At 71.8% G+C, this 26976-nt stretch carries 26 protein-coding genes and 1 pseudogene; 20 read left to right on the top strand and 7 right to left on the bottom strand.

Going from position 1 to position 26976, the window contains the following annotated elements:
- On the bottom strand, positions 1–695 hold a 695-nt coding region (locus ABZ471_RS40070), incomplete at its 3' end, for a class I SAM-dependent methyltransferase (RefSeq protein ID WP_359073736.1).
- Positions 696–878: 183 nt separating this feature from the next.
- Between ABZ471_RS40070 and ABZ471_RS40065 the strand changes: the two genes are divergently transcribed.
- From ABZ471_RS40065 to ABZ471_RS40040, 6 genes and pseudogenes are all read left to right on the top strand, one after another.
- The gene (locus ABZ471_RS40065; RefSeq protein ID WP_359073734.1) at positions 879–2501 is read left to right on the top strand and encodes an ABC transporter substrate-binding protein; all 1623 of its coding nucleotides are present in this window, start codon (positions 879–881) and stop codon (positions 2499–2501) included.
- A 6-nt stretch (positions 2502–2507) separates the two neighbouring features.
- Complete coding sequence (locus ABZ471_RS40060) at positions 2508–3431, top strand: ABC transporter permease (protein WP_359073732.1); 924 nt, start codon at positions 2508–2510, stop codon at positions 3429–3431.
- Positions 3424–4389, top strand: coding sequence for an ABC transporter permease (locus tag ABZ471_RS40055; RefSeq protein ID WP_359073730.1), 966 nt, complete (start codon positions 3424–3426; stop codon positions 4387–4389). Before ABZ471_RS40060 ends, ABZ471_RS40055 begins: the two co-directional genes overlap by 8 nt.
- 157 nt (positions 4390–4546) lie before the next feature.
- Positions 4547–4645, top strand: a pseudogene (locus ABZ471_RS40050) (ABC transporter permease); the annotation flags it as partial.
- A 7-nt stretch (positions 4646–4652) separates the two neighbouring features.
- On the top strand, positions 4653–5627 hold the full coding sequence (locus tag ABZ471_RS40045) for an ABC transporter ATP-binding protein (RefSeq protein ID WP_359073729.1): 975 nt from the start codon (positions 4653–4655) through the stop codon (positions 5625–5627).
- Entirely contained in the window at positions 5620–6711 is a 1092-nt protein-coding gene (locus ABZ471_RS40040; RefSeq protein ID WP_359073727.1) for a dipeptide ABC transporter ATP-binding protein, read from the top strand. The genes ABZ471_RS40045 and ABZ471_RS40040 overlap by 8 nt, the downstream gene beginning before the upstream one ends.
- 110 nt (positions 6712–6821) lie before the next feature.
- On the opposite strand, the gene ABZ471_RS40035 is transcribed toward ABZ471_RS40040, so the two are convergent.
- On the bottom strand, positions 6822–8963 hold the full coding sequence (locus ABZ471_RS40035; RefSeq protein WP_359073726.1) for an alpha/beta fold hydrolase: 2142 nt from the start codon (positions 8961–8963) through the stop codon (positions 6822–6824).
- Positions 8964–9164: 201 nt separating this feature from the next.
- Between ABZ471_RS40035 and ABZ471_RS40030 the strand changes: the two genes are divergently transcribed.
- From ABZ471_RS40030 to ABZ471_RS39995, 8 genes are all read left to right on the top strand, one after another.
- Positions 9165–9359 carry a hypothetical protein gene (locus ABZ471_RS40030; protein ID WP_030649813.1) on the top strand — a complete coding sequence of 65 codons (195 nt, stop codon included), beginning with the start codon at positions 9165–9167 and terminating at the stop codon, positions 9357–9359.
- A gap of 35 nt (positions 9360–9394) precedes the next feature.
- A complete protein-coding gene (mshB, locus tag ABZ471_RS40025; RefSeq protein ID WP_359073724.1) occupies positions 9395–10261 on the top strand; it encodes an N-acetyl-1-D-myo-inositol-2-amino-2-deoxy-alpha-D-glucopyranoside deacetylase in 867 nt (288 codons plus the stop codon).
- Positions 10258–10674 (top strand): DUF6113 family protein, encoded by a 417-nt coding sequence (locus ABZ471_RS40020; protein ID WP_359073723.1) that lies wholly within the window; start codon positions 10258–10260, stop codon positions 10672–10674. The genes mshB and ABZ471_RS40020 overlap by 4 nt, the downstream gene beginning before the upstream one ends.
- 155 nt (positions 10675–10829) lie before the next feature.
- Complete coding sequence (locus ABZ471_RS40015; protein ID WP_359073721.1) at positions 10830–13058, top strand: hypothetical protein; 2229 nt, start codon at positions 10830–10832, stop codon at positions 13056–13058.
- Between the two features lie 132 nt (positions 13059–13190).
- Entirely contained in the window at positions 13191–14120 is a 930-nt protein-coding gene (locus tag ABZ471_RS40010) for an ABC transporter ATP-binding protein (protein WP_359073720.1), read from the top strand.
- On the top strand, positions 14117–14857 hold the full coding sequence (locus ABZ471_RS40005; RefSeq protein WP_359073719.1) for an ABC transporter permease: 741 nt from the start codon (positions 14117–14119) through the stop codon (positions 14855–14857). The genes ABZ471_RS40010 and ABZ471_RS40005 overlap by 4 nt, the downstream gene beginning before the upstream one ends.
- 5 nt (positions 14858–14862) lie before the next feature.
- Positions 14863–16047 (top strand): histidine kinase, encoded by a 1185-nt coding sequence (locus ABZ471_RS40000; RefSeq protein ID WP_359073738.1) that lies wholly within the window; start codon positions 14863–14865, stop codon positions 16045–16047.
- Positions 16044–16658, top strand: a complete 615-nt coding sequence (locus tag ABZ471_RS39995) for a response regulator transcription factor (RefSeq protein ID WP_359073717.1) — start codon at positions 16044–16046, stop codon at positions 16656–16658. Before ABZ471_RS40000 ends, ABZ471_RS39995 begins: the two co-directional genes overlap by 4 nt.
- 4 nt (positions 16659–16662) lie before the next feature.
- Here ABZ471_RS39995 and ABZ471_RS39990 read toward each other — a convergent pair whose 3' ends face one another.
- Both ABZ471_RS39990 and ABZ471_RS39985 read right to left on the bottom strand, forming a co-directional pair.
- Positions 16663–17529, bottom strand: coding sequence for a transglutaminase-like domain-containing protein (locus tag ABZ471_RS39990; RefSeq protein ID WP_359073715.1), 867 nt, complete (start codon positions 17527–17529; stop codon positions 16663–16665).
- A gap of 744 nt (positions 17530–18273) precedes the next feature.
- Positions 18274–19299, bottom strand: coding sequence for a GNAT family N-acetyltransferase (locus ABZ471_RS39985; protein ID WP_359073714.1), 1026 nt, complete (start codon positions 19297–19299; stop codon positions 18274–18276).
- Positions 19300–19439: 140 nt separating this feature from the next.
- Here ABZ471_RS39985 and fdxA point away from each other — a divergent pair, with 140 nt between their 5' ends.
- Both fdxA and ABZ471_RS39975 read left to right on the top strand, forming a co-directional pair.
- Positions 19440–19757 carry a ferredoxin gene (gene fdxA / locus ABZ471_RS39980; protein ID WP_359073712.1) on the top strand — a complete coding sequence of 106 codons (318 nt, stop codon included), beginning with the start codon at positions 19440–19442 and terminating at the stop codon, positions 19755–19757.
- Positions 19758–19915: 158 nt separating this feature from the next.
- On the top strand, positions 19916–21013 hold the full coding sequence (locus ABZ471_RS39975; RefSeq protein WP_359073710.1) for a bifunctional succinyldiaminopimelate transaminase/glutamate-prephenate aminotransferase: 1098 nt from the start codon (positions 19916–19918) through the stop codon (positions 21011–21013).
- A 79-nt stretch (positions 21014–21092) separates the two neighbouring features.
- Here the strand turns inward: ABZ471_RS39975 and ABZ471_RS39970 are convergent, their stop codons facing one another.
- Both ABZ471_RS39970 and ABZ471_RS39965 read right to left on the bottom strand, forming a co-directional pair.
- Positions 21093–21539, bottom strand: a complete 447-nt coding sequence (locus ABZ471_RS39970) for an ATP-binding protein (protein ID WP_359073709.1) — start codon at positions 21537–21539, stop codon at positions 21093–21095.
- Positions 21540–21814: 275 nt separating this feature from the next.
- Positions 21815–22804 carry a heavy metal transporter gene (locus ABZ471_RS39965; protein ID WP_359073707.1) on the bottom strand — a complete coding sequence of 330 codons (990 nt, stop codon included), beginning with the start codon at positions 22802–22804 and terminating at the stop codon, positions 21815–21817.
- Between the two features lie 86 nt (positions 22805–22890).
- Between ABZ471_RS39965 and dapE the strand changes: the two genes are divergently transcribed.
- Complete coding sequence (dapE, locus tag ABZ471_RS39960; protein WP_359073706.1) at positions 22891–23970, top strand: succinyl-diaminopimelate desuccinylase; 1080 nt, start codon at positions 22891–22893, stop codon at positions 23968–23970.
- A 103-nt stretch (positions 23971–24073) separates the two neighbouring features.
- The gene (locus ABZ471_RS39955; RefSeq protein ID WP_359073704.1) at positions 24074–24832 is read left to right on the top strand and encodes a TIGR00730 family Rossman fold protein; all 759 of its coding nucleotides are present in this window, start codon (positions 24074–24076) and stop codon (positions 24830–24832) included.
- A gap of 61 nt (positions 24833–24893) precedes the next feature.
- Here the strand turns inward: ABZ471_RS39955 and folP are convergent, their stop codons facing one another.
- Entirely contained in the window at positions 24894–25754 is an 861-nt protein-coding gene (gene folP, locus ABZ471_RS39950) for a dihydropteroate synthase (RefSeq protein ID WP_359073703.1), read from the bottom strand.
- Between the two features lie 138 nt (positions 25755–25892).
- Between folP and ABZ471_RS39945 the strand changes: the two genes are divergently transcribed.
- Together ABZ471_RS39945 and ABZ471_RS39940 are read left to right on the top strand one after the other, a co-directional pair.
- On the top strand, positions 25893–26246 hold the full coding sequence (locus ABZ471_RS39945; protein WP_359073701.1) for a DivIVA domain-containing protein: 354 nt from the start codon (positions 25893–25895) through the stop codon (positions 26244–26246).
- Positions 26243–26839 carry a DNA-3-methyladenine glycosylase I gene (locus tag ABZ471_RS39940; RefSeq protein ID WP_359073699.1) on the top strand — a complete coding sequence of 199 codons (597 nt, stop codon included), beginning with the start codon at positions 26243–26245 and terminating at the stop codon, positions 26837–26839. The genes ABZ471_RS39945 and ABZ471_RS39940 overlap by 4 nt, the downstream gene beginning before the upstream one ends.
- Positions 26840–26976 lie beyond the last annotated feature (137 nt).

Genomic DNA, 26976 nt, shown 5'->3' with positions numbered 1-26976 from the left:
GCCATCGGCCCCCGCCCCCAGTCCCCGTAGCGCTCGGCGACGGCCAGACCGGCCTCGCCGAGGAAGCCGTCCAGAGCGGCGGCGTCCAGGAACCGCAGGGTGCTCCGGCACACCTGCGGCCGTTCCCAGCGCGCCCCGGCGTAGGTCTCGGTGAACGTCACCCGGTCCCCGGCGGGGGCCGGGTCGGCCTCGTGCCACACGCGTACGGGGCTGCCGTCCGCGTCGGTGACCTCGTACACCCGGTCCGGGGTCCAGCGCTCCCAGACCCGGGCGGCCGGATTCCGGGTCTCGAAGACGAACCGGCCGCCGTCGGCGAGCGCCCGTCGCGCCCCGCGCAGGGTGTCGCGCACCTGCTCGTCCCCGAGGAGTTCCTGGAAGGCGTGACCGGTCATCACGACCAGGTCGAACGCGCCGTCCCAGGGGTGTGTCGTGAAGTCCCCGAGCACCCACTCCACACCCGGCTCCGCCTGCCGCGCCTGGACGAGCATGGCGGCCGCCGGGTCCATGCCGGTGAGCCGGCCCCCGTGCCCGGACTCCCGGGCGGCGCGTAGCAGCCGGCCGGTTCCGCAACCGATGTCGAGGACCGTGTCGGCCGCCATGACCAGCTCCAGGTAGAAGTCGTCATCGGGGCCCCATGGGTTCAACGTGTCGTACAGCGCGGCGAGTTCGACATCGCGGAAAGAACGATCGACCATGCCGGGAGTCTGCCCGCTGTTCCGTCGTTCAGTAAGGGATTTCTGACACGCGCTCCGTAAAGAGGCCGGAATCGCGACCGCTATGCCCCTTTTGATGTGATATTAGCCGATAACGTGTCTGTGTCCGCCCGCACGGCCACGTCGGCGGCACAGCGCACCCTGCGCGATCACGAGGAGGCACCGATGCGCAGAGCCAGGCACGCGCGATGGGCCGCCTGCGCAGTGGCGGGGGCGCTCGCCGCGGGTGCCTGCGGGGGCGGTGTGAGCGGTGCGGGCGGCGCCGGGGTGCTGACCTCCTCCTGGGCCGACCCGCAGAACCCGCTGGAGCCGTCCAACACCAACGAGGTGCAGGGCGGCAAGGTGCTCGACATGATCTTCCGCGGGCTGAAGCGGTACAACCCCCGGACGGCCGAGGCCGAGAACATGCTCGCCGAGAGCATCGTCACCTCGGACTCGCGGAACTTCACCGTCACCGTCAAGGACGGGTGGAAGTTCAGCAACGGAGAGCCGGTCACCGCCAGGTCCTTCGTCGACGCCTGGAACTACGGCGCCGGTCTGAGGAACAACCAGAAGAACGCGTACTTCTTCGGCTACATCGAGGGCTACGACAAGGTCCACCCCGACAGCGGCCCCCAGACCGCCGACACGCTGTCGGGGCTGAAGGTCACGGGGCCCAGGACCTTCACCGTCAGGCTCGGCCAGACGTTCTCCAGCTTTCCCGACACCCTCGGCTACAACGCCTTCGCCCCGCTCCCGAGAGCGTTCTTCACCGATCACGCGGCCTGGCTGAGCAGACCGGTCGGCAACGGGCCGTACCTGATCGACTCGTACACCAAGGGCTCCGCGATGGCCCTGCGGAAGTGGGACGCCTACCCCGGCCCCGACCCGGCCCGCAACGTCGGCGTGACCCTGCTGGTCTACACCGACAACAACACCGCGTACACCGACGTGCTGGCCGGCAACCTCGACCTGGTCGACGACGTGCCCGCCGCCCAGCTCAAGAACGTCCGGACGGACCTGGACGGCCGCTACATCAACACGCCCGCCGGCATCCTGCAGACGCTCGCCTTCCCGTACTACGACCCGGAGTGGAACACCAGCGGGGCCCGGAAGGTCCGCACGGGCCTGTCGATGGCGATCAACCGCAAACAGATCACCCGGACCATCTTCCGCGGCACCCGCACCCCGGCCACCGACTGGACCTCCCCGGTCCTCGGCGTGGACGGCGGCTTCCAGGCCGGCCTGTGCGGCCACGCCTGCGAGTACGACCCCGTCCAGGCCAAGAAGCTCATCGAGGAAGGCGGCGGGATTCCGGGAGGCGGGCTGAAGATCACCTACAACGCGGACATGGGCTCGCACAAGCAATGGGTGGACGCCGTGTGCAACTCCGTCAACAACGCGCTCGGCAACGACAGAGCCTGTGTGGGCAACCCGGTCGGCACCTACGCCGACTTCCGCAACCAGATCTCGCGGCACAGGATGTCCGGTCCCTTCCGGGCCGGCTGGCAGATGGACTACCCCTTGATCCAGAACTTCCTGCAGCCGCTGTACTACACAGGTGCCTCCTCCAACGACGGCCAGTGGTCCGACCGGCGGTTCGACAGGCTCGTCGACCAGGCCAACGCGGAGACCGACACCGCCAGGGCGATCGCGCTCTTCCAGCGGGCCGAGGGCGTGGTGCGGGACAACATGGCCGCCATTCCGCTCTGGTACCAGAACGGCAGCGCCGGCTACTCCGCCCGGCTGTCCCACGTGGCGCTCAACCCCTTCAGCGTCCCGGTCTACAACGAGATCAAGGTCGGCTGACCCGGCATGGGGCGCTACGTCGTCAGGCGGCTGCTGCAGATGGTCCCGGTCTTCGTCGGGGCCACGCTGCTGATCTTCCTGATGGTGCACGTGATGGGCGACCCCATCGCGGGCCTGTGCGGGGAGCGGCAGTGCGACCCGGCGACGGCCGCCCAGCTGAAGAAGGAGTTCGGTCTCGACAAGCCGCTCTGGCAGCAATACCTCACCTACATGGGGAACGTCTTCACCGGGGACTTCGGGACGGCGTTCAACGGCCAGCCGGTCACCGAGCTGATGGCGACGGCGTTCCCCGTCACCCTCCGGCTCACGATCGTCGCGATCCTCTTCGAGATCGTCATCGGTATCACCCTGGGCGTCGTGACCGGGCTGCGGCGCGGCCGGCCCGTCGACACCTCGGTCCTCGTCCTCACCCTCGTCGTCATCTCCGTCCCGACCTTCGTCACCGGCCTGCTGCTCCAGTTGCTGCTCGGCGTCGAGTGGGGCTGGATCAGACCGTCCGTCTCCCCGCAGGCCGCCTTCGGCGAGCTGATCGTGCCCGGGCTGGTCCTCGCCTCCGTCTCCCTCGCCTACGTCACCCGGCTGACCCGCACCTCCATCGCGGAGAACAAGAGCTCCGACTACGTCCGTACGGCCATCGCCAAGGGCCTGCCCCGGCACCGGGTCATCACCCGGCACCTGCTGCGCAACTCCCTCATCCCCGTGGTCACCTTCATCGGTGCCGACATCGGCGCCCTGATGGGCGGGGCGATCGTCACCGAGCGCATCTTCAACATCCACGGCGTCGGCTACCAGCTCTACCAGGGCATCCTGCGGCAGAACACCCAGACGGTCGTCGGTTTCGTGACCGTGCTCGTGCTGGTCTTCCTGGCCGCCAACCTGCTCGTGGACCTGCTGTACGCCGTACTCGACCCGAGGATCCGCTATGTCTGAGCAGCCGCACGAACCCGAGGGCGCGATCGCCGGGACGGGCATGGGCGGGGCGATGGACCTGGCGACGAGCGAGGCGACGACCCTGGAGGGGACTCCCGGCGGTCCGGAGGGCAGACCGCGCAGTCTCTGGTCCGACGCCTGGCGCGACCTGCGCCGCAACCCGGTCTTCGTCCTCTCGGCCCTGTTCATCGTCTTCCTGGTCGTCATCTCCGTCCGCCCGTCGCTGATCGCCTCGGGCAATCCGCTCACGTGCGACCTCGCGAAGGCCCAGGACGGCCCCCGGCCCGGCCATCCCTTCGGCTTCGACGGCCAGGGCTGCGACGTCTACACCCGGACCGTGTACGGCGCCCGTACGTCCGTCACGGTGGGCGTGTGTGCCACCCTCGGGGTCGCCCTCCTGGGGTCCGTGCTCGGCGGGCTCGCGGGCTTCTTCGGCGGCGTCGGGGACTCGGTCCTGTCCCGGATCACCGACATCTTCTTCGCCATCCCGGTCGTCCTCGGCGGTCTGGTCCTGCTCTCCGTGGTGACGAGCAACACCGTCTGGCCGGTCATCGGGTTCATGGTGCTGCTCGGCTGGCCGCAGATCTCCCGCATCGCGCGCGGCTCGGTCATCACCGCCAGACAGAACGACTACGTGCAGGCCGCCCGCGCCCTCGGCGCCTCCCACTCCCGCATCCTGCTCAGGCACATCGCCCCGAACGCGGTGGCCCCCGTGATCGTCGTGGCGACCATCGCGCTCGGCACCTACATCGCGCTGGAGGCGACCCTGTCCTACCTCGGCGTCGGCCTGAAACCGCCGAGCGTCTCCTGGGGCATCGACATCTCCGCGGCCTCCCCCTACGTCCGCAACGCCCCGCACGCGCTCCTGTGGCCCTCGGGAGCCCTCGCCGTCACGGTCCTGGCCTTCATCATGCTCGGCGACGCGGTCCGCGACGCCCTCGACCCGAAGCTGAGGTGACGACGTCATGTTGCTCGAGGTGGGTCGCCTGCGCGAGGGGTTCCGGGCCGGGTGCGGGTGGTTCGAGCGGTCGAGGGGGTCGGCCGCGGGGCGGGCTCGGGGCGGGCGACGGCGGTTGTCCGGCGAGGTGGGGAGGGGGAAGCGCGTGCCGGCGGATGCGCTGCCGTGGCCCTCGGGAGCCCTCGCCGTCACGGTCCTGGCCTTCATCATGCTCGGCGACGCGGTCCGCGACGCCCTCGACCCGAAGCTGAGGTGACGGCGTCATGTTGCTCGAGGTGCGCGACCTGCACGTGGAGTTCCGGACGCGGGAGGGGATCGCGAGCGCCGTCAACGGGGTGTCGTACGCCGTCGACGCGGGGGAGACCCTGGCGGTGCTCGGCGAGTCGGGCTCCGGCAAGTCGGTGACCGCGCAGGCCGTCATGGGGATCCTGGACATGCCGCCCGGGCGGATCACCGGCGGGGAGATCCTCTTCCGGGGAACGGACCTGCTGAAGCTCAAGGAGGAGGAACGGCGGAAGGTCCGGGGCGCCGGGATGGCAATGATCTTCCAGGACGCGCTGTCCTCGCTCAACCCCGTGCTGTCCGTGGGCGACCAGCTCGGCGAGATGTTCGTCGTGCACCGGGGGATGTCGAAGAGGGACGCGCGGGCCAGGGCCGTCGAGCTGATGGACCGGGTGCGCATCCCGGGCGCCGCCCAGCGGGTCCGGGACTATCCCCACCAGTTCTCCGGCGGCATGCGCCAGCGCATCATGATCGCCATGGCGATGGCGCTGGAGCCGGCCCTCATCATCGCCGACGAGCCCACCACCGCCCTCGACGTCACCGTCCAGGCCCAGGTCATGGACCTGCTCGCGGAGTTGCGGCGCGAGTACGACATGGGCCTGATCCTGATCACGCACGACCTGGGCGTCGTCGCGGACGTGGCCGACCGCATCGTCGTGATGTACGCGGGGAGGATCGTCGAGTCGGCCCGCGTCCACGACCTCTACAAGAGCCCCGCCCACCCCTACACCAGGGGCCTGCTGGACTCCATCCCGCGCCTGGACCAGAAGGGCCAGGAGCTGTACGCGATCAAGGGTCTGCCGCCGAACCTCCTGCACATCCCGCCCGGCTGCGCCTTCCACCCCCGCTGCCCGCTGGCCCAGGACGTGTGCCGCACGGACGTGCCCCCGCTCCACGAGGTCTCCGAGGACCGCGGCAGCGCCTGCCACTTCTGGCGGGAGTGCCTGCATGGCTGAGCCGATCCTGGAGGTCAGCGGCCTCGTCAAGCACTACCCGCTCATGCAGGGGATCCTGTTCAAGAAGCAGGTCGGCTCGGTGAAGGCGGTCGACGGCGTCGACTTCACGCTCGGCAGGGGCGAGACCCTCGGCATCGTCGGCGAGTCGGGCTGCGGCAAGTCCACGGTGGCCAGGATGCTGTGCAACCTGGAGCGCCCGACGGCGGGCTCGATCAGGTTCAAGGGCGAGGACATCACCCACCTGACCGGCCGGGCCCTGAAGGCCGTCCGCCGCAACATCCAGATGGTGTTCCAGGACCCGTACACCTCGCTCAACCCCCGGATGACGGTGGGGGACATCATCGGGGAGCCCTACGAGATCCATCCCGAGGCGGCTCCCAAGGGCGACCGCCGGCGCAGGGTGCAGGAACTCCTGGACGTGGTCGGTCTCAACCCCGAGTACGTCAACCGCTACCCGCACCAGTTCTCCGGTGGACAGCGCCAGCGCATCGGCATCGCCCGCGGGCTGGCCCTGCGCCCCGAGGTGATCGTCGCCGACGAACCGGTCTCCGCCCTGGACGTCTCGGTCCAGGCCCAGGTGATCAACCTCCTGGAGCGTCTCCAGTCGGAGTTCGACCTCTCCTACGTCTTCATCGCCCACGACCTGTCGATCGTCCGGCACATCTCGGACCGGGTCGGGGTGATGTACCTGGGCCGCATCGTCGAGATCGGCAGAGACACCGAGATCTACGACCACCCCACCCACCCCTACACCCAGGCGCTCCTCTCCGCCGTCCCCGTCCCCGACCCCGACGCCCGCGAACGCCGCGAGCGGATCATCCTCACCGGCGACGTCCCGTCCCCGACGAACGTCCCCTCCGGCTGCCGCTTCCGCACCCGCTGCTGGAAGGCGCGGGAGCGCTGTGCCCTGGAGGTGCCGGCGCTGGCGGTCCCCGCCGAGTTCCGCCGCACACCCGGCCCCGCGGCCCACGACTCGGCCTGCCACTTCGCGCAGACGCTGTCCGACAGGCGCCCCGCGCCGGGGCAGCCGACGCCGCCCGTGACTCCCGGGGAGCCCGCCGGGAACGGCAACGGGCCGGGGTGACATGGCGCACCCCGGCCCGTTCACGGCACCCGCACGGCCGTACGCTGTTCAGCCTCGCGCGTCCGTATATCGGTACCGCTTCCGCGAAGTTGCCTGCGTGTAAACGCAGTTCACGGAGATTTGCGCGGTTGTGCCAGTGAACGCCGCAGGAAGTCCACCTGGAGCAGAAGCAGGTTCTCCGCGACCTGTTCCTGAGGGGTCATATGAGTCACGCCGGACAGCGGGAGCACCTCGTGGGGGCGGCCCGCCGCCAGGAGGGCCGAGGACAGACGCAGGGTGTGGGCGGCCACCACGTTGTCGTCGGCCAAACCGTGGACGATCATCAGCGGGCGGTGCGGCTCGGCGGGGGAGGACAGGCCGTCGTCGGTGACGAGGGAGTTGTGGGCGTAGGTCGCGGGGTCCTTGCCCGGGTCGCCGAGGTAGCGCTCGGTGTAGTGGGTGTCGTAGAGCCGCCAGTCCGTGACCGGGGCGCCGGCGATGCCCGCATGGATGACGTCGGGGCGGCGCAGGACCGCGAGGGCGGCCAGATAGCCGCCGAAGGACCAGCCGCGGACGGCCACCCGGGACAGGTCCAGGGGGTAGCGCCCGGCCAGGTCCTGGAGGGCCTCGATCTGGTCGTCCAAGGTGACCGTGAAGTCGCGGAACACCGCCTTCTCCCAGGCCGGCGAGCGGCCGGGCGTGCCCCGGCCGTCGGCGACGATCACCGCGAAGCCCTGGTCCGCGAACCACTGCGAGGTCAGATGCGCGTTGTGGGCGGCCACCACGCGCGGTCCGTGCGGGCCCGCGTAGGGGTCGAGGAGGACGGGCAGGGGAGTGTCACCGGGGTAGTCCGTAGGCATAAGCACGGCGCACGGAATTCTGCGTGCGCCCCCCTCGGTGAGCGTCACGCGCGGGGACAAGCCGGGAACTTCGGCGTAAGACGTGACAGTCGCCGTAAGCTTTCCGTCACGCAGCACCTGGACACGAGAGCCCGGGCTGTCCAGCGTCGCGGACGCCAGCACCGTCACCCCTCCGGCGCGTACCGCCGAGTGCATCCCCGGCTGCTGCGACACGCGCTCCACGCCGAGTTCGTTCACCCGGTAGACATGAATCTCGCCGGTCTCCGGGTACTCGGCCTCCTCGCCCGCCGAGGCCGAGACCAGCACGTCGTCGGCCGTGACATCGAGCACCGCACGGATGTGCAACTGCGGTCCCGTCAGCGGCCGTTCACCCACAGCCAGCACCCGTGCACCCCCCTCGTCCGCGATCCGGACGAGCTGCCCGGACGGGCTCCAGCACGGCACACCGGGGAAAAGTTCCAGCCATGTTGGATCTTCGTCGGCGTGCACCATCCGGGTCGTCCCGGAGTCCGGATCCACCGCCAGGAACACCTGGCTGCGCTGGTCCCGTGTCTGTACCAGAAGCAGTGGTGCACCCGCCTGTGACCAGTGCACACGTGCCAGATAGGGATGACGTGCCCGGTCCCAGACGACCTCCGTGCGCTCCCCGTCGAGGTCGATCACGAACAGCCGCACGTCCGCGTTCTCCGTCCCCGCCACCGGGTAGGCGACGTGGTCTGGGTCACGTTCCGGATGGGCCGGGTCGGCGATCCACCACCGCCGCACCGGCGTGTCGTCCACGCGCGCGACCAGCAGCCGGTCCGACTCCGGCGCCCACCAGAAACCCCGCGAACGCTCCATCTCCTCGGCCGCGATGAACTCGGCGAGCCCGTAGGAGACCTGGCCGGTCCCCGCCGTGGTCTCCGGCTCCGCCAGCGCCCGGTCGCCCTCACCCTCGGCGCCCGTCACTCGCAGCGCGCCCCCGGCGACGTACGCGATGTGCCGCCCGTCCGGCGAGGGACGCGGGTCGATCACCGGTCCGGGAACGCGGAGTTCACGCGTCGTACCGGCCCGCAGCTCGGCCGTGAAAAGCCGCCCTGACAAGGCGAAAGCCGCCAACTCCACGGCCGCGTCGGTGGCGTAGCCGACGATGCCGGCCCCGCCCTCCCGACTGCGCTCCCGGCGCGCCCGCTCCTCCGGAGAGAGCTGTTCCGAGGCGCCCCCGAGCAGGGCGCGCGGGTCGGCGGCCAGGTGCTCGGTGCCGTCCGCCGGATCCAGGATCCACAGCGAGTTGGCCCGGTCCGTGCCGGAGTTCGAACGCAGGAACGCGACACGCGAACCGTCGGGTGCCACGGTGAACGCACGCGGCGCGCCGAGCGTGAACCGCTGCGTGCGGGCGTGCCGACGGGGGAAGGAGTCAGCCTCGGTCGTCATACCCCGACCATATTGGCCATGCGCCCCCTTGTGCGGCCGTGCGCCGAGCGATGCGCGAGCACGGATAGTTATGATCACTACCGCTGTGTGGGTATTAACCTGCTGGCGTCTGCATGGATTTGCTCTACCGATCTACAACCGGGTCACACCCCCCATAGTCCGAACCCCCCACGTCCCTGGGATCTTTGGAGGTGAGCCGCCGTGGCACTCTCGATTTCGGCGGTGGTGCTGCTGGCGATCATCGTCTTCCTGCTGATCAAGAAGTCAGGGCTGAAGGGAGGTCATGCAGTGGTCTGCATACTGCTCGGCTTCTACCTCGCCTCCTCGACCGTCGCGCCGACGATCAGTGAGCTGACGACGAACGTCGCCAGCATGATCGGCAGCATCAAGTTCTGACGGCCGGCCCGGCGGAGACCTCGTAGGGTGGCCCCATGACGGAACTGTCCGACCGGCGTCTGTTGCTGGTGCACGCGCACCCGGACGACGAGTCGATCAACAACGGCGCGACCATGGCCAGGTACGCCGCCGAGGGCGCCCATGTGACCCTGGTCACCTGCACCCTGGGTGAGCGGGGAGAGGTCATCCCGCCTGAGCTGCGGCATCTGACCGGCGCCGCGCTCGGCGCACACCGGCGCAGCGAGCTGACCGCGGCCCTGCGCGAACTGGGCGTCACGGACTTCCGGCTGCTCGGCGGCGCGGGCCGCTACGGCGACTCCGGCATGATGGGCATTCCCGACAACGAGGACCCCGCCTGCTTCTGGCAGGCCGACCCGGACGAGGCCGCCCGGTCGCTCGTGGCGGTGATCCTGGAGATCCGCCCGCAGGTCCTGGTCACCTACGACGACAACGGCGGGTACGGCCACCCCGACCACATCCAGGCCCACCGCGTCGCCATGCGCGCCGTCGAGCTGGCGGCCGAAGAGGGGCACCGGGTCGAGAAGGTCTACTGGAACCGTGTCCCGCGCTCCGTCGCAGAGGCCGCCTTCGCCCGCCTCCAGGACGACCTTCCCGCGCTCCCGTTCGCAAAGAGCGCAACGCTGGCCGACGTACCGGGCGTGGTCGACGACGAGCGGATCACCACCGCGATCGACGGCAGCGGACACGCCTTCGCCAAGGCCGCCGCGATGCGCGCCCACGTCACCCAGATCGAGGTGGCCGAGCCGTACTTCGCGCTCTCCAACGAGCTGGCCCAGCCGCTGCTCACCACCGAGTACTACGAGGTGGTGCGCGGCCGGGCCGAGCCCGGGGAGACCGACCTGTTCGCCGGTGTCGGCACCGGCGCCGAGGAGGTGTCGTGAGCAACGCCGGACGCGGCTCTGCGCTGGCCCAGCCGCTGCAGCGCCCCTCGGCCGGGCGAATGGCCGCCTATGTCGGGCTGTTCCTGCTCGGCGCGATCGTCGGGCTCGCCGGAACCCTGGTGCAGGCCGCCTGGTTCCCGGGCGGGCTGCTGCTCGCCCTCGCGGGTGCCGCCGGACTGTTCCTCGGCGGGGCGTACGCGCTCGGGAGCCGGGCCGGGGCGGTCGCGCCGGTGGCCGGCTGGATGATCGCCATCGTCCTTCTCATCACCAGCCGCCCGGAAGGCGACTTCCTCTTCGGTGCAGGAGGGGGCTCCTGGCTCTTCCTGCTCGGCGGCATGGCCCTTGCTGTGATCTGCGCCACCCTCGGCCCGGGACGGCAACCCGAGGGCGGCCCAGCCCGACTTGGCAAGTGACGTACCACTTCGCTGTGCGGCGCACGTGCGAGTCCGGTGTGGGTTTCCTCGGCGGTCATGGGATACGCGCCAGACGTGGCCAGTATGGTGGTGCGCGCCGCCGAGCTGCCCGCTGAGGACGTAACGGGCGGCGGAGCCAACCGGGAGAACCTGCCTTGAGTCGTGAAACTGACACTCCGTCCTCCGGGCCCAACGGGACCGGCGGAGCCGCATACCCCTCGGGAACGCCGCCGTACGGAACCCCCCTGGCATCCGACGCCGGTGCGGACGCGGGCCGTTCGGCCACGCAGCCGGAGGAACGCAAGACCGAGACCACACTGACGACGCGGATCCGGATCAACATCCCCGGATCGCGGCCGATCCCGCCGGTCGTCGTGCGCAAGCCCGTCGGGGACGCCGAGAGCGCCGGAGAGGACGCGGGCGCCGCCTCGCGGCCGGCTCCCGCCGCCGCGACGTCCACCGGCACCGGCGAAGCCCCCGCCGAGCCCGCCCCGCAGGCCGGTGAGAAGACCAGCGACTGGTTCGCGCCCCGCAAGTCCGGCGCGCCCAAGGGCGGTCCGGGCGGCGCCGGCCCGAACGGGGCCGGGACGCCCGGCGGTTCCACCGCCGCCCCGGCCAGGCCGGGCGCTCCGGGTGGTCCGGGCGGGGCTGGTGCCCCCGGCGCACGCCCCGGCGGCGGCCGCCCCGGTGGTGTGGTCGGCTCCATGACCGCGCCGGGCGGCCCCCGCCCCGGCGGTACGAACGGCTCGGGCCTGCCCGGTGCCACCGGCGGCCCCGTGGCCCCGGGGCACGGCGGCGGCACCGGCTCGTTCGACGTGACCGAGGTGCTGGCCGCGGGCGGTTCCCGCCCCGGCGCGAGCGGCGGCGACGAACCGAGCCGTGACGATCTGCCGTACTTCTCCGAGAACGGTCAGAGCGCGTTCGGCGGCGGCACCGCCGGTACGAACGGCCCCGGCGGCCCCGGCGGACCCAGTGGCTTCAACGGGCCGGCCGGCCAGGGCGGCCGCGGCCCGCAGGGCCCTGCGGGCCCCACCGGCGGCCCGGTCACCGGCGACGGACCGTTCGTCCCGCCGGTCGCTCCGAGGAGCGCGCTCAGCGACCTGGACCGGGATCTGGGCGAGTCCTTCGACGCCCCGGGCGGCTACGGCGACACCGGAAGCCACCGTCTGCCCGGCGCCCCGCTCGCCCCCGGCGGCGGACTCAGCGACGACACCGCGATCCTCACGCCGCAGAAGCCGGCCCCCGAACCGGGCACGCCCGCATACCGCTCCCCGGACAACGTCTCCGGGCACACGGTCACCAGCGGCATCCCGGTCGTCCCGGCCGCGGGGAACACCCCGTTCGGCTCCGGCGCCCACCCCGACGGCCCGGTGCCGCACACGGCGCCCAAGCTGCCCGACCCGGCCCCGCAGCCCAAGGCCGCGGCCAAGCCGAAGAAGAAGGGCCGCAGCAAGGTCGTTCTGCTCGGCGTCGGCGTGTTCGTCCTTGCGGGCGGTGCCTACGGCGCCGGGCTGCTGATGAACCACACCGACGTGCCCAAGGGCACCACCGTGCTCGGCGTCGACATCGGCGGCGGCACCCGCGACGAGGCCGTCAAGAAGCTCGACGACGCCTTCGGCAGCCGGGTGAACAAGCCGCTGAAGCTGTCCGTCGGCGGCAGGACGGTGTCCCTCACGCCGGACAACGCGGGCCTGAAGTTCGACTTCCAGAGCACGGTCGGCGAGGCCGCGAAGAGCGACTACAACCCCGTCTCCGTGATCGGCTCCCTCTTCGGTCAGAAGCGGGAGATCGAACCGGTCATGCCGGTGGACGAGGAGAAGCTCCAGGCCGCGCTCGAGCAGGCGGGCGGCGGCTCCGGCTCCGTCAGCGACGGCACCATCAGGTTCGAGGCCGGCAAGGCCGTGGCCGTCTACGGCAAGGCGGGCAAGGCCATCGACGCGGGCCGCTCGACCCAGGCGGTCGAACAGGCCTACCGCACGATGGTGGAGACGGGTACGCCGACCCCGGTCACCGTACCGACGACCACCAAGCAGCCGACGGTCTCCAACGCCGAGGTCGACCGGGAGATGAAGGCCTTCGCCGAGCCGGCGATGTCGGGCAAGGTGACGGTCCAGACGGACGCGGTGCACTCGGTCCCGATGAGCCCGCAGAACTCGCTGTGGAAGTTCCTCAGGGTGGCGGCCACTCCCGACGGCAAGCTGACCGACAAGCCCGACCTGGTGGCCCTGAAGGGGCTCTACGGCCAGGCCTTCGACGGTGTGCTGATCACCCGGGCCAACGGCAAGAAGACACCGGTCACGCCCGAGGACGTCTACGTCGCCCTCCGTCAGGCGCTGACGAGCCGGACCAACCGGGTCGCCGTGATCCCCACGAACCCGAACTAGTCCGGCACACCCGCAGGGGGCGCCGTGGCGCCCCCTGCGCGCCTGTCACCCGAACCGCATGACATCTGTCATCCCGCACTCGGGACCCCCGACACTGCCCTGCCCCGGGCCCCAGCGGCCAGCATGGTGGGCATGACAACAACAGCGGCACCGGCCACCACCACCCCGGTGGTCGGGTTCGACCAGGTGACCAAGACGTACGGGAGCGTACGGGCCGTCGACGGGCTCTCGCTCCGGCTGTACCCGGGGGAGACCGTCGCCCTGCTCGGCCCCAACGGCGCCGGCAAGTCCACCACTCTCGACCTCCTCCTCGGGCTCAAGCATCCCGACAGCGGCACGGTCGGCGTGTTCGGCACCAGCCCGCGCGAGGCGATCGTCGCCGGTCGGGTCGGGGCCATGCTGCAGAGCGGCGGGCTGATGGACGAGGTCACCGTCGCCGAACTGGTGAAGCTGGCCTGCTCCCTGCACCCGAAGTCGTACCCGGCCGCCGACGTCCTGGCCCGCGCGGGCATCGCGCAGATCGCCGACCGCAAGGTCAACAAGCTCTCCGGCGGCCAGGCCCAGCGCGTCCGCTTCGCGCTCGCCACCGCCGGCGACAGCGACCTGATCGTCCTGGACGAGCCGACCACCGGCATGGACGTCTCCGCCCGCCAGGCCTTCTGGGCCACCATGCGGGAACAGGCCGACCAGGGCCGTACGGTCCTCTTCGCCACCCACTACCTCGAAGAGGCCGACGCCATCGCCGACCGCGTGCTCGTGCTGCACCGCGGCCGCCTCCTCGCCGACGGCACCGCCGCCGAGATCAAGGCCAAGGCGGGCGCCCGCCGGGTCTCCTTCGATCTGGAGGGCGCCATCGACGAGCCGGCCCTGCGCGGCCTGCCCTTCCTCACCTCCATCGACGTGTCGGGCCAGACCGTCCGCATCCAGTCGTCCGACGCCGACGCGACCGTCCACGCCCTGTACGGCCTCGGCGTCTACCCCCGCAACCTCGAAGTCGCCGGCCTCGGACTGGAGCAGGCCTTCGTCGCCATCACGGAGGCCGAGGAGGCCAAGCAGTCATGAACGCGCTGATCAAACTCGAACTGACCCGCGCCCTGCGCAACAAGAAGTTCCTGTTCTTCTCGGTGCTCTACCCCTCGCTCCTCTTCCTGATCTTCGGGGGCAGCGCCGGAGCGAACGAGAAGGTCTCCGGCAGCGGCCTGACCGTGGCCACCTACCTGATGGTCTCCATGGCCTCCTTCGGCGCCCTGACGGCCGTCCTGATGGGCAACAGCGAGCGCATCGCCAAGGAGCGCGAGAGCGGCTGGGTACGGCAGCTGCGGCTCACCACGCTGCCCGGGCGCGGCTACGTCCTCGCCAAGACCGCCGGCGCGGCCGTGGTCAGCCTGCCGTCCATCATCGTGGTCTTCCTCGTCGCCGCCGCCGTCAAGGACGTACGCCTGGACGCCTGGCAGTGGCTCGCGCTCACCGGCGTCATCTGGGCCGGCAGCCTCGTCTTCGCCGCGCTCGGCGTTGCCATCGGCTACCTCGCCACCGGGGACGCGGTACGCCCGATCACGATGATCATCTACTTCGGTCTGTCGCTGCTCGGCGGCCTGTGGATGCCGTCGACCACCTTCCCGCAGTGGCTGCAGGACATCGCCAAGTGGCTGCCCACGCACGCGTACGCTGCTGTGGGGCGGGCGATCGAACAGAGCCAGGCCCCGACCGCCCAGGACATCGCCATCCTCGCCGTCTCGTTCGTCCTCTTCGCGGGCGGCGCGGCCTGGCTGTACCGGAAGGACACGCTGAAGGCGTGAGCAGGATGACGGAAGAGCAGACGGCCGGCGCCATGGCGAACACACCCGTGGGCCGGCCACCCGGCAACCGGCGCGAGCTGATGGCCAAGCTGCTGTGGATCGGTGTCTGGCTGGTCTTCCTCAGCTCACCCATCGACGACCTGATCAACGGCGACCACACCACGAGCGCCACCGTGGCCGGCTCGCTCGGCCTCATGGCCTTCGTCGGCGTGTACCTGAGCCTGGTCTTCCGCAACATGGGCCGGCCGTTCTCCGGGCGGACCGTCGTCGTCCTGCTCGTGTTCCTCGGTGTCCTCGCCCCGGTGCTTGCCTACACCCTCGGCAGCGCCTGGCTCGGACTCTTCGTCTACCTCTCGGTGGCCTGTGGGGCGACCCTGCCGGTGCGGGCGGCCTACTGGGCCATCCCGGCCTCGGCCGCCCTGATGTACGCCGTCGGGGTGCACTCCAACGAGAAGGAGGCCCGGGGCCTGCTCCTGCTGACCCTGCTCATCGGGTTCGCCATGATCGGTGTGGGCCAACTGGTCCGTACGACCGTCGAGTTGCGCAAGGCCCGGGCCACCGTCGCCCAGCTCGCCGCCAACGAGGAGCGGCTGCGCCTCGCCCGCGACCTGCACGACCTGCTCGGCCACTCCCTCTCCCTGATCACGCTGAAGAGCGAGCTGGCCGGCCGGATGCTGCCCGACCACCCCGGCAAGGCGGCCCAGCAGGTCGCCGACATCGAACAGGTCAGCCGCCAGGCCCTGGTCGACGTCCGCGAGGCCGTCACCGGCTACCGCCGCCCCCGCCTCGCCGCCGAACTCGCCGGCACGCAGGTCGCGCTGACCGCCGCCGGGGTGACGGCCGAGGTGCCTGCGGAACCCGACCTCACCGGCGTCCCCGAGGAGGCCGAGGCGGCCCTCGCCTGGTCGCTGCGCGAGGCGGTCACCAACGTGGTCCGGCACAGCGGCGCCGACCGGTGCGTGGTCCAGCTCGTGCGCCGTCAGACCCTGGACGGGCCGATGCTCGAACTCTCCGTCGAGGACGACGGATCCGGCGGCTCGGGCAAGGGCCCCGGCAACGGTCTGACCGGCCTGACCGAGCGTCTGGAGAAGGCCGGCGGCACGCTGGAGGCGGGCCGGACCAAGCACGGCTTCCGGCTCGTCGCCCGGGTGCCAGCGGTGCCCTCGGCGGACGTAGGATCCGGGGCATGACGAGCATGATCAAGGTCCTCCTGGCGGAGGACCAGTCGATGGTTCGCGAGGCACTCGCCGCCCTGCTCGGCCTGGAGGACGACATCGAGGTCGTCGCCCAGGTCGCGCGCGGGGACGAGGTGCTGGCGGCCGTCGGTGCGCACGGCGTCGACGTGGCACTGCTCGACATCGAGATGCCCGGCTGCACCGGCATCGAGGCGGCGGCCCAGGTGCACCGGAAGTACCCCGCGGTCAAGCTCGTCGTCCTCACCACCTTCGGCCGCCCCGGGTATCTGCGCAGCGCGATGGAGGCGGGCGCCGACGCGTTCCTGGTCAAGGACGCGCCGGCCGCCCAACTCGCCGACGCCGTCCGCAAGGTGCTGTCCGGCGAGCGGGTCATCGACCCCACCCTGGCCGCGGCCGCGCTGGCCGAGGGCGCCAATCCCCTCACCGACCGGGAACGCGAGGTGCTCCGCGCGGCGGCCGACGGCTCCACCAACGCGGAACTGGCCAAGGCCCTGCACCTGTCCCAGGGCACGGTCCGCAACTACCTCTCCACGGCCATCCAGAAGCTCGCGGTGCGCAACCGGGCGGAGGCGGTGCGGACGGCGCGGGAGAAGGGCTGGCTCTGAGCGGTCAGTTGAGCATCGCCCGGGCCGTGTGGGCCTGCTCGCGCGCCTTGCGCGCGGTCGACTCGTCGACGACCTCGACCAGATGGGCATACGCGTCCAGCTCCGCGGCACCCTCCGTGAACTCGCCCCGCTGCACGAGCAGTTGACCCCTTTCGTACCGCAACCGGGCCGGATGTGAGGGATGCAGCAGGCTCAGCTCCACGGCCCACAGCGCGACATCCGACCTCTCGGGCCGAGCGGTGGCCCACGCCCGGATGTTGTTCAGGATCCGCTGAACGACCTCCAGGGGCGTGGCGGGCACCAGCATCGAGGGCTGCAGCGGCGCCCCCGTGGCCCCCACCACGAGCAGCTCCGCATCGGCCCCGGTCAGCACCCTTCCCCCGTCGAACGGATCGGCCAGCACCTGCTCCTCGGCCGCCCCGAAACCGACCACGAAGTGCCCGGGCAGCGCGACCCCGTACACCGGGGCGCCCGCCCTTCTCGCGACCTCCAGCCACACCACCGACAGCAGGATCGGCAGCCCGCGCCGCCGCCGCAGCACCTCGTGCAGCAGCGAGGACTCCAGACGCTGGTAGTCGGCAGGGGTCCCGTGGAACTCGTAGCGCTCGCCCAGCAGCCGGCACAGCGCCTCCGCCCACGCCCGCGGCCCGCCCGGCCGGTAGGGCAGCAGCCCGGCCAGCCGGTCCAGCTCCAGCTGCGCCGCGTCGATGCCGTCCTCGTCCAGCGACCCGTCCGCCTCCGCGCCGATCAGCAGACACAGCGCCGACAGATCCGGCCGCTCGGACCGCGCCTCCTCCCCGAACCGCCGCCGCACCTCGGCGGACCGCTCCGGCGGGGGCGGATACGGAGGCGGGAGGCGAGGGTGCCGCATGCCTGGCTCATGCCCGTCCACAGCGATCCCTACGACGATCCGACGCTGCCGTTCCACAACACCCACCGCACCCCACGAAGCCGGACCCGGCCCCGACCGACCTTCCAGTCCGGCGGCGGACACCGGTGGCCCTTCGGGCTCCGGCGCCGGTCGTGGTGCTCGGGCCGGGGTGGGTACTGGTCGGCCTGCCTGTCCGGGGGCCGGTGCCGGTCGTGGCGGGGCCTCGGGATTCGGCGGTGGGCTTGGTGTTCCTGCCTGTCCGGGGGCGTGCGCTGGTGGCGACGGTCCTCCCGGCTCCGGCGCTGGCCGTGGTACTCGTCCCGGGGCCGGCGCTGGTCCGCTTGGTCGTCCGGGGGCCGGTTGTCGTCGCGGTCGGCCGTCGGGCTTCGGTCCCCGGCGTGGTGTTCCGGCGGTGGCCAGTGCCTGTCGGCCTGTCTGTCCGGGGGCGTGCGCTGGTCGTGGCGGTCCTTCGGGCTTCGGCGCCGGTCGTGGTGCTCGTCCCGGGGTGGGTACTGGTCCGCTTGGTCGTCCGGGGGCCGGTTGTCGTCGCGGTCGGCCGTCGGGCTTCGGTCCCCGGCGTGGTGTTCCGGCGGTGGCCAGTGCCTGTCGGCCTGTCTGTCCGGGGGCGTGCGCTGGTCGTGGCGGTCCTTCGGGCTTCGGTCCCCGGGGTGACGCTCGGGCCGGGGGCAGCGCTGGTTGCCCCGGGGCCGGTGTGCGTCGTGGCGGGGTCTCGGGCTGTGAGGGTCACCCGGCCTCCCCGGGCCGGGCGGAGTGTTCCTCCGGGGCTCTGTAGTGGTGGTACGCGTGGTGCGGGGCCATGCCGAGGTCGGCGTACAGGGCGCGGGCGGCCTCGTTGTCGTCCTCCACCTGGAGCCAGGCCGCCGACGCGCCCTCGTCCAGGGCCCGGCGGGCCAGCGCGGCCATCACCTCGGTGGCCAGCCCCTGCCGCCGCCGGGCGGGGTCGACCTCGACCGCGGCGAAGCCGGCCCAGCGGCCGTCCACCACGCACCTCCCGATCGCCGCCGGCGGCTCCCCGGCCGCGCCGGGCACCGTCGCGAACCACACCGACGGGCCACCGCTGAGCACCCGCAGGGCCACCTCGCTCATCCCCTTGCGCTGGTACCGAGCGAGCCACGCCTCGTCCGCCTCCCGGGACAGCACCACCCCGGCGCCCTCGGCCCGGTCCGCGATCGGCGCAAGGGCCCCGATCCACAGCTCGGCGGTCACCTCCCGCACCCAGCCGTGCCGCTCCAGCTCCGCGCACAGCAGCTCCTGCGTGCCCTCGGCGCCGGTGGCGGTCTGCACATAGGCGGGCAGACCGCGCTCGCCGTACCAGCGCCGTACGGCCTCCAGGGCCGTGTCGAGCGGAAGTCCGGGATCACCGAGCGGCAGCACGCTGTTGGCGCGCCGGGTGAACCCGCCGGCGGCCCGCAGCTCCCACTCCCCGAGCCGCTCGCTCTCCACCGGCCGCCACGCGCGCGAGGCGACCCGCGCCAGCTCCTGATAGCTCGCGGCGGGCCCCCGGCGACGCGCCGGCGCGGCCGGCACCACCTTGCCCGCGACCAGCGCGGACTCCGGGATCCGGACGCTCCGCCCGTCCCGCCGTGTGATCATGAGCACGCCGTCGTCCCATGATGTGAGAACACCCACCGTGTCGGTGAACTTCTCCTCTGTCGCCCCAGGTTCGCTCAAGCGCCGTACGGAGACCCGTTTGCCCACGTCAGCAGCGGTGATTCGGACCTCCAGGCGTCCGTGTGCCGAGATTTCCACTGGTCAGTTCACCCCTCCTGTTCGGATCTTGCCCCGGAACGGAGATACTAGGGGCGGGCATCGACGACGCCGCGCTCCCGCGCGCCAGGCGGCGGAGCCTGAGGAGGCCCGCCAGCGCCCTATCGAGGAGGAACGACAGCGTGACCTACGTCATCGCGCAGCCTTGTGTCGACGTGAAGGACAAGGCGTGCATCGAGGAGTGCCCGGTCGACTGCATTTACGAGGGCTCCCGGTCCTTGTACATCCACCCGGACGAATGCGTCGACTGCGGTGCCTGTGAGCCGGTCTGCCCGGTCGAGGCGATCTTCTACGAGGACGACGTGCCGGAGGAGTGGAAGGACTACTACAAGGCGAACGTCGAGTACTTCGACGAGCTGGGTTCTCCCGGCGGTGCCAGCAAGCTGGGGCTGATCGAGCGCGACCACCCCTTCATCGCAGCGCTGCCGCCGCAGGCCTAGTGACCGTGTGAGCGGCCGGCGGCCTGCTCCCCCAGTTCCCGGCTTCACTCGAACCGGGGGGAAACCGCAGCGCCGCCTCGGTCCCGTACGGCCCGATCGCCTTGATCGCCGTACGGGACCGAGGCGTTTGCCGTACCGATGAAAGCGAGCAAGATCCCGTGTCCGCAGTCTCCGACCGGCTTCCGGCCTTCCCCTGGGACAGACTGGCGCCGTACAAGAAGACGGCCGCCGCGCACCCGGACGGCATCGTCGACCTGTCCGTCGGCACCCCGGTCGACCCGGTCCCCGAGCTGATCCAGAAGGCCCTGGTCGACGCGGCCGACTCGCCGGGCTATCCGACGGTCTGGGGCACCCCTGCGCTGCGGGACGCGATCACCGGCTGGCTGGAGCGTCGGCTGGGCGCCCGCGGGATCACCCACCGCCACGTCCTGCCGGTCGTCGGCTCCAAGGAGCTGGTGGCCTGGCTGCCGACCCAGCTGGGCCTCGGCCCCGGCGACAAGGTGGCGTACCCGCGTCTGGCCTACCCGACCTACGAGGTCGGCGCCCGGCTGGCCCGCGCGGACCACGAGGTCTACGACGACCCGCGCGAGCTGGACCCGGCGCACCTGAAGCTCCTCTGGCTGAACTCGCCGTCGAACCCGACCGGCCGGGTCCTGTCCAAGGACGAGCTGACCGGCATCGTCGCCTGGGCCCGCGCCCACGGCGTGCTCCTGGTCTCCGACGAGTGCTACCTGGAGCTGGGCTGGGAGGCCGACCCGGTCTCGGTGCTGCACCCCGACGTCAACGGCGGCTCCTACGACGGCATCGTCGCCGTCCACTCCCTCTCCAAGCGGTCCAACCTGGCCGGCTACCGTGCCGCCTTCGTGGCGGGCGACCCGGCCGTCCTGGGCCCCCTCCTGGAGATCCGCAAGCACGGCGGCATGATGACCTCGGCGCCGACGCAGGCGGCGGTGGTGGCGGCCCTCGGCGACGACGAGCACGTCCGCGTCCAGCGCGAGCGCTACGCGTCCCGCCGGGCGGCACTGCGCGAAGCCCTCCTCCACCACGGCTTCCGCATCGAGCACAGCGAGGCCAGCCTCTACCTGTGGGCCACCCGGGGCGAGTCCTGCTGGACCACGGTCGCCCACCTCGCCGATCTGGGCATCCTGGTCGCTCCCGGCGACTTCTACGGCGAGGCGGGCGAGAACTTCGTACGCGTGGCCCTGACGGCGACGGACGAACGGGTCCGCGCGGCGGTGGCCCGCCTGACGGCGTAGCCCTCCTGCGGCGTCACTGCCACCGCACAGAGCAACGGGGCCCAGGGAATTCCCTGGACCCCGTTGTCATATGCGGGACTCAGCCACCCAGCGGGGTGGTCACCGGCAGGGACGAGCCCGGCAGCCCACCCTGGGTGAGGGACGAGCCCGGCAGCCCGCCCTTCGTCGCGCCGGCCGCGGTGCCCCCGACGACGGTCCCGGCAGCCCCGGCCGCGTCGCCCACGGCCTTCTGCGCCGCGGGCGCGGTCTTCTTCAGGGCACCGCCGCCGGTCTTGGCCGCGGCCGGCACCGTCTGCTTGACCGCCTTGCTGCCCGCGTCGGTCGCGAGGCCGGTGGCGTGCTGGGCCGCACCGTCGACGGTGTTGGCGGCGTTCGCCCCGTCCAGGGCGGTCAGACCACCGAGGTCCGGGGTCGCCGGCAGGGCAGTGGCCGCGCCGGCAGAGCCGGCCGCACCGACCCCGGCGGCCGCTCCCGCTGCGACAAGCAGCGCGGCACGGGCGATCCGGCGGGTCAGAGGGAGGGACATGATGCTCCATTCGACGGGAGAGAACGGTGATGGTGTCCGCACTCGGACGCCGTGACTACCGCTCGAAGCCGACGAAGGTTGCGGACGCCAAAGGTAAAGAATGGGTAACGCATCGCATTATCGTTTGTGGATAAAAACGGGCAAAGAACGCCCGTCGCGGATACCGCAGAATCCTTACAGCCCTTGATTTCCCGGGGTTCTCGAAACTTCACCGAAGCCGAGCGCACATCTCGCGCTCCCCGCGGCCGCACAACCCGGCCGAGTGATCCCTCGTACTACTGTCCGGCCACGATCCGGACCGATCCCACGGACCGCTCCGCGCCCGCGGCGCTCTCCGAGCCGGCCGTGCGCCACGTGCCGCCGCTCCCGGCGGTCCACTCCCGGCCCGCGTACGACACGCGCTCGATGTGCAGCGCCGAGGAGTTGGCCACGGCCCAGTGCGCCAGCTGCCAGCCCCGCTCCCGCTCACTGCGCCCGGTCGCGTCCTTCTTCCCGCCCTCGGGCACCGGAACGGTCACCGTCCGCCCCTGCGCGCTCGACGTCACGCTGGGGGACGGCGACGGCGACGGAACCTCCGTGCCGCCCACCTCGGCGCCGGTCTCCTGCAGCGCGTCCCGCCCGAAGTCCCGTACCAGCGCCGCCCGTACCGCGGCAGGACCGGTCGCCTCGGCAGTGTGCTCCGGGCGCCCGTCACAGGTCAGCGTGGCCGCCGCACGCCCGGTCAGCGTGGCCGCCAGCAGCGTGGCGTCCGGCTCGTGCTTCGCGTACGCCTCCGGATAGCCGCTGCGCTGCACCCGCTGTGCGGCCACCGTCAGCGGCATCTTCGTGTAGTCCGGCACCTTGGCCAGGTGCGCGTAGAACATGCCCGCCGCGTACGCCGGGTCCATGATCTGCTGCTCGGTGCCCCAGCCCATCGAGGGCCGCTGCTGGAACAGGCCCAGGGAATCCCGGTCGCCGTGCTCGATGTTGCGCAGCCCCGACTCCTGGATGGCGGTCGCCAGCGCGATGGCCACCGCCCGTTCGGGCATGCCCCGCCCGGTGCCGACCGCGGCGATCGTCGCCGCGTTCACCGCCTGCTCGGGCGTGAACTCGTACGACGTCCCGGCGCTCGTGCCGGAGACCACGGCGCAGCCGCGCGCCCCCGGGCCTCCGGTGATGTACTGCACCGCGAGATAGGCGACGACACCGGACAGGACCAACAGCGCCGCGCCGATACGAAGGAGGCGGCCGCGACGCTTGGGACGAGTGGGGGACGGGTCTGGCACGCGTACAAGGTACTGGAGCCCCTTCCGGCCCTCACGCCGGGTCCGGCGAGCGCTGCTGACCTGGGGCCCGCGCTAGGGTCGGGGCCATGGCCGACACCTCGCTTGACCTCACGCTGGATGCCGCCGCGCTCACCGCGCAACTCGTGGACTTTCCCTCCGAGAGCGGCACCGAGAAGCCCCTCGCGGACGCCGTCGAGACCGCCCTGCGCGCCCTGCCGCACCTGACGGTGGAGCGGTACGGCAACAACGTGATCGCCCGGACGAACCTGGGCCATGCGGAGCGGGTCGTCCTGGCCGGCCACATCGACACGGTACCGATCGCGGACAACGTGCCGTCCCGGCTGGATGAGGACGGCGTGCTCTGGGGCTGCGGCACCTGCGACATGAAGTCCGGCGTGGCGGTGCAGCTGCGCATCGCGGCGACGGTCCCCGCCCCCAACCGCGACCTGACCTTCGTGTTCTACGACAACGAGGAGGTCGCCGCCGAACTCAACGGCCTCAGGCACGTGGCCGAGGCCCGCCCCGAGTGGCTGCGGGGTGACTTCGCGGTCCTGCTGGAGCCCTCCGACGGCCAGGTCGAGGGCGGCTGCCAGGGCACGCTGCGGGTGCTGCTGAAGACCAAGGGCGAGCGGGCCCACTCGGCGCGCGGCTGGATGGGCTCCAACGCCATCCACGCGGCGGCCCCCATCCTGGCCAGGCTGGCCGCCTACGAGCCCCGCCGGCCGGTCATCGACGGCCTGGAGTACCGCGAGGGCCTGAACGCGGTGGGCATCGGCGGGGGAGTCGCGGGCAACGTGATCCCCGACGAGTGCGTGGTCACGGTCAACTTCCGTTACGCCCCCGACCGCACCGAGGAGGAGGCGATCGCGCACGTCCGCGAGGTGTTCGCGGACTGCGGTGTCGAGGAGTTCGTGGTCGACGACCACAGCCCCGGCGCGCTGCCCGGTCTCTCCCACCCGGCCGCGGCCGCCTTCATCGAGGCGGTGGGCGGCACCCCGCAGCCCAAGTACGGCTGGACCGACGTCTCCCGCTTCTCCGCGCTCGGCGTGCCCGCCGTCAACTACGGCCCGGGCAACCCGCATCTGGCGCACAAAAGGGACGAGCGGGTCGAGGTGGCGAAGATCCTGGCGGGCGAGGAGCGCCTGCGGAACTGGCTGACCGCGTAAGGGTCCCGTACGGCGCTTCATGGCGGACATGCGTACGTCCCCCCTCCGTAACCCGCGTAGATCTAGTCTGAGATCGAACTACCGGCAAGCGGAGGGAGCGCACATGGCTACCGGGAACCCCGAGGGGAAGAAGCAGCCGCCGGACGAGCAGCGGCTCGGACCGGTCCTCCGACGGCGCAGTCAGGTCACGTCCAGTACGACCGACCAGCGGCTGCTGGACGCGGGCGGGCCCTCGGACTGGGTGCACACCGACCCCTGGCGGGTCCTGCGGATCCAGTCGGAGTTCATCGAGGGCTTCGGCACCCTGGCCGAACTTCCCCCCGCCATCAGCGTGTTCGGCTCCGCTCGTACGAAGGCTGACTCGCCGGAGTACGACGCGGGCGTGCGGCTGGGCCGCGGCCTGGTCGAGGCGGGCTGGGCGGTGATCACCGGAGGCGGCCCGGGGGCCATGGAGGCGGCCAACAAGGGCGCGCTGGAGGCGGGCGGCATCTCGGTGGGGCTCGGTATCGAGCTGCCGTTCGAGCAGGGGCTGAACCCCTACGTCGACATCGGCCTCAACTTCCGCTACTTCTTCGTCCGCAAGATGATGTTCGTGAAGTACGCGCAGGGTTTCGTCGTGCTTCCGGGCGGCCTCGGCACCCTCGACGAACTCTTCGAAGCGCTCACCCTCGTCCAGACCCAGAAGGTCACCCGCTTCCCGATCGTCCTGTTCGGCAGCGAGTACTGGGGCGGCCTGGTGACGTGGCTGCAGAACACGCTGGTGGCCCAGGGCAAGGCGTCCGAGAAGGACCTGCTCCTGTTCCACGTGACGGACGAGGTGGAGGAAGCGGTGGCACTGGTGTCGAAGGAGGCCGCCCGCTAGGGCCGGCCACCGGGGGCCTCGCCTCGGGGGGCTCCGCCCTCTCGGGGCAGGCCCCTGGGGGTCAGGCCAAGCCGCGTCTGGCGACCGCGGGCGCCCGGTGCCCGGCGATCGACGCCACCATGTCGAGCACCTGGCGCGTCTCGCCCACCTCATGGACCCGGTACACCTGCGCCCCGAGCCACGCCGAGACCGCGGTCGTGGCCAGTGTCCCGATCAACCGCCCCTTCACCGGCCGGTCCAGCGTCTCGCCCACGAAGTCCTTGTTGGACAGGGACACCAGCACCGGCCACCCCGTGGCGACCATCTCGCCCAGCCGCCGCGTCGCCTCGAGACTGTGTCGCGTGCTCTTCCCGAAGTCGTGCCCGGGATCGATCAGCACCGACTCCCGCGGCACCCCCAGAGAGACCGCGCGCTCCGCGAGCCCCAGGGTCACCTCCAGGATGTCGGCCATCACGTCGTCGTACGTCGTGCGATACGGCCGGGTACGCGGCTGTGCACGCCCCGCGTGCGTGCACACCAGCCCCGCCCCGTAGCGCGCGGCGACCTCCGCGAGCCCCGGGTCGACCCCGCCCCACGCGTCGTTCAGCAGGTCCGCCCCCGCCTCGCACACCGCCTCGCCGACCTCGGCCCGCCAGGTGTCCACACTGATGACCACGTCCGGGAAGCGACGCCGTACCTCCGCGACGAACCCGACCGTCCGCCGCGCCTCCTCCTCGGCCGTGACCTCCTCGCCCGGCCCGGCCTTCACCCCGCCGATGTCGATGATCGCGGCGCCCTCGGCCACCGCCTGCTCCACCCGGGCGAGCGCCGGCTCGTCGCGGAACGTGGCCCCCTGGTCGTAGAAGGAGTCCGGGGTCCGGTTCACGATCGCCATGATCACCGGCTCGTGCGGCCCGAATTCCCGCCTGCCCAGCCTGAGCATCCCCTGTGACCTCTCCTAGTACGTCCCGCAGTACGGCCGCCTGCGACCCTAACTGTCAGACTCGCATGGCACGATCGGAGCCTGACAGATTTGGCTTCCGGCACAGCGTCGGGCACATGGAGCGTGGGGACCTCAGCGATGGTTATGTTCTTGTTCCTGGTCGTCGCCCTCGCCGTCGTGGTGGCCGCGGTGACACTCGCCGTGGTGGGCGGCGGCGAGAGCGGTCCGCTGCCGGAGGCGGCCCCGGAGCGGTTGCAGGACCCGCTGCCGCCGGACCGCCCGGTCGGCAGGGCGGACGTGGAGAGCCTGCGCTTCCCGCTCGCCCCGCGCGGCTACCGCATGGCGGACGTCGACGACGCCCTCGGCCGCGTCGCCGCCGAACTCGCCGAGCGGGACGCCCGTATCGCCGATCTGGAGTCCGCGCTGGCCGGCGCCAGAGCGGCCGCGGCGCACGCCCGGCTGGACAAGCCCGGCCACGAGGAGCAGCGATGAGCGACGGGGCCGCCCTCGCCGGGCCCGACGGCGCGCTGCGCTGCCCGTGGGCCCTGTCCACCGAGGACTACGTGTCGTACCACGACGAGGAGTGGGGCCGCCCGGTCCACGGCGACGACGCCCTGTTCGAGCGGATCAGCCTGGAGGCCTTCCAGTCGGGCCTGTCATGGATCACGATCCTGCGCCGCCGCCCGGGCTTCCGCACGGCCTTCGCCGGCTTCCGGATCGAGAAGGTCGCCGCCTTCACCGACGAGGACCGCGAGCGGCTGCTTGCCGACCCGGGCATCATCCGCAACCGCGCCAAGATCGACGCGACGCTCGCCAACGCGCGCGTGCTCGCCGACTGGGCCGAGGGCGAGCTGGACGAGTTCGTCTGGTCCCACGCCCCCGACCCGTCCGGCCGCCCCGCTCCGAAGACCCTCGCCGACGTCCCCGCGGTCACCCCGGAGTCCACGGCCCTGTCGAAGGCCCTGAAGAAGCGCGGCCTCAGGTTCGTCGGCCCGACGACGGCGTATGCATTGATGCAGGCATGCGGGCTGGTCGATGATCACTTGGAGACCTGCGCAAGCCGCCAGAGCCCGCCCGGCACCTGAGGACGAGCGGTCGCAGAAGTCAGCCTGTCCGGCGTTTGAGGACGAGGCCGCAAGGCCGATAGGGGTGGGGGGGGGGGGGGGGGCCCCCCCCCCCCCCCCCCCCCCCCCCCCCCCCCCCCCCCCACCGGCGCACCGCC

The organism is Streptomyces sp. NPDC005728 (assembly GCF_040630895.1).
Lineage (GTDB): Bacteria > Actinomycetota > Actinomycetes > Streptomycetales > Streptomycetaceae > Streptomyces.
This window is presented reverse-complemented; position numbering and strand designations above follow the sequence as displayed.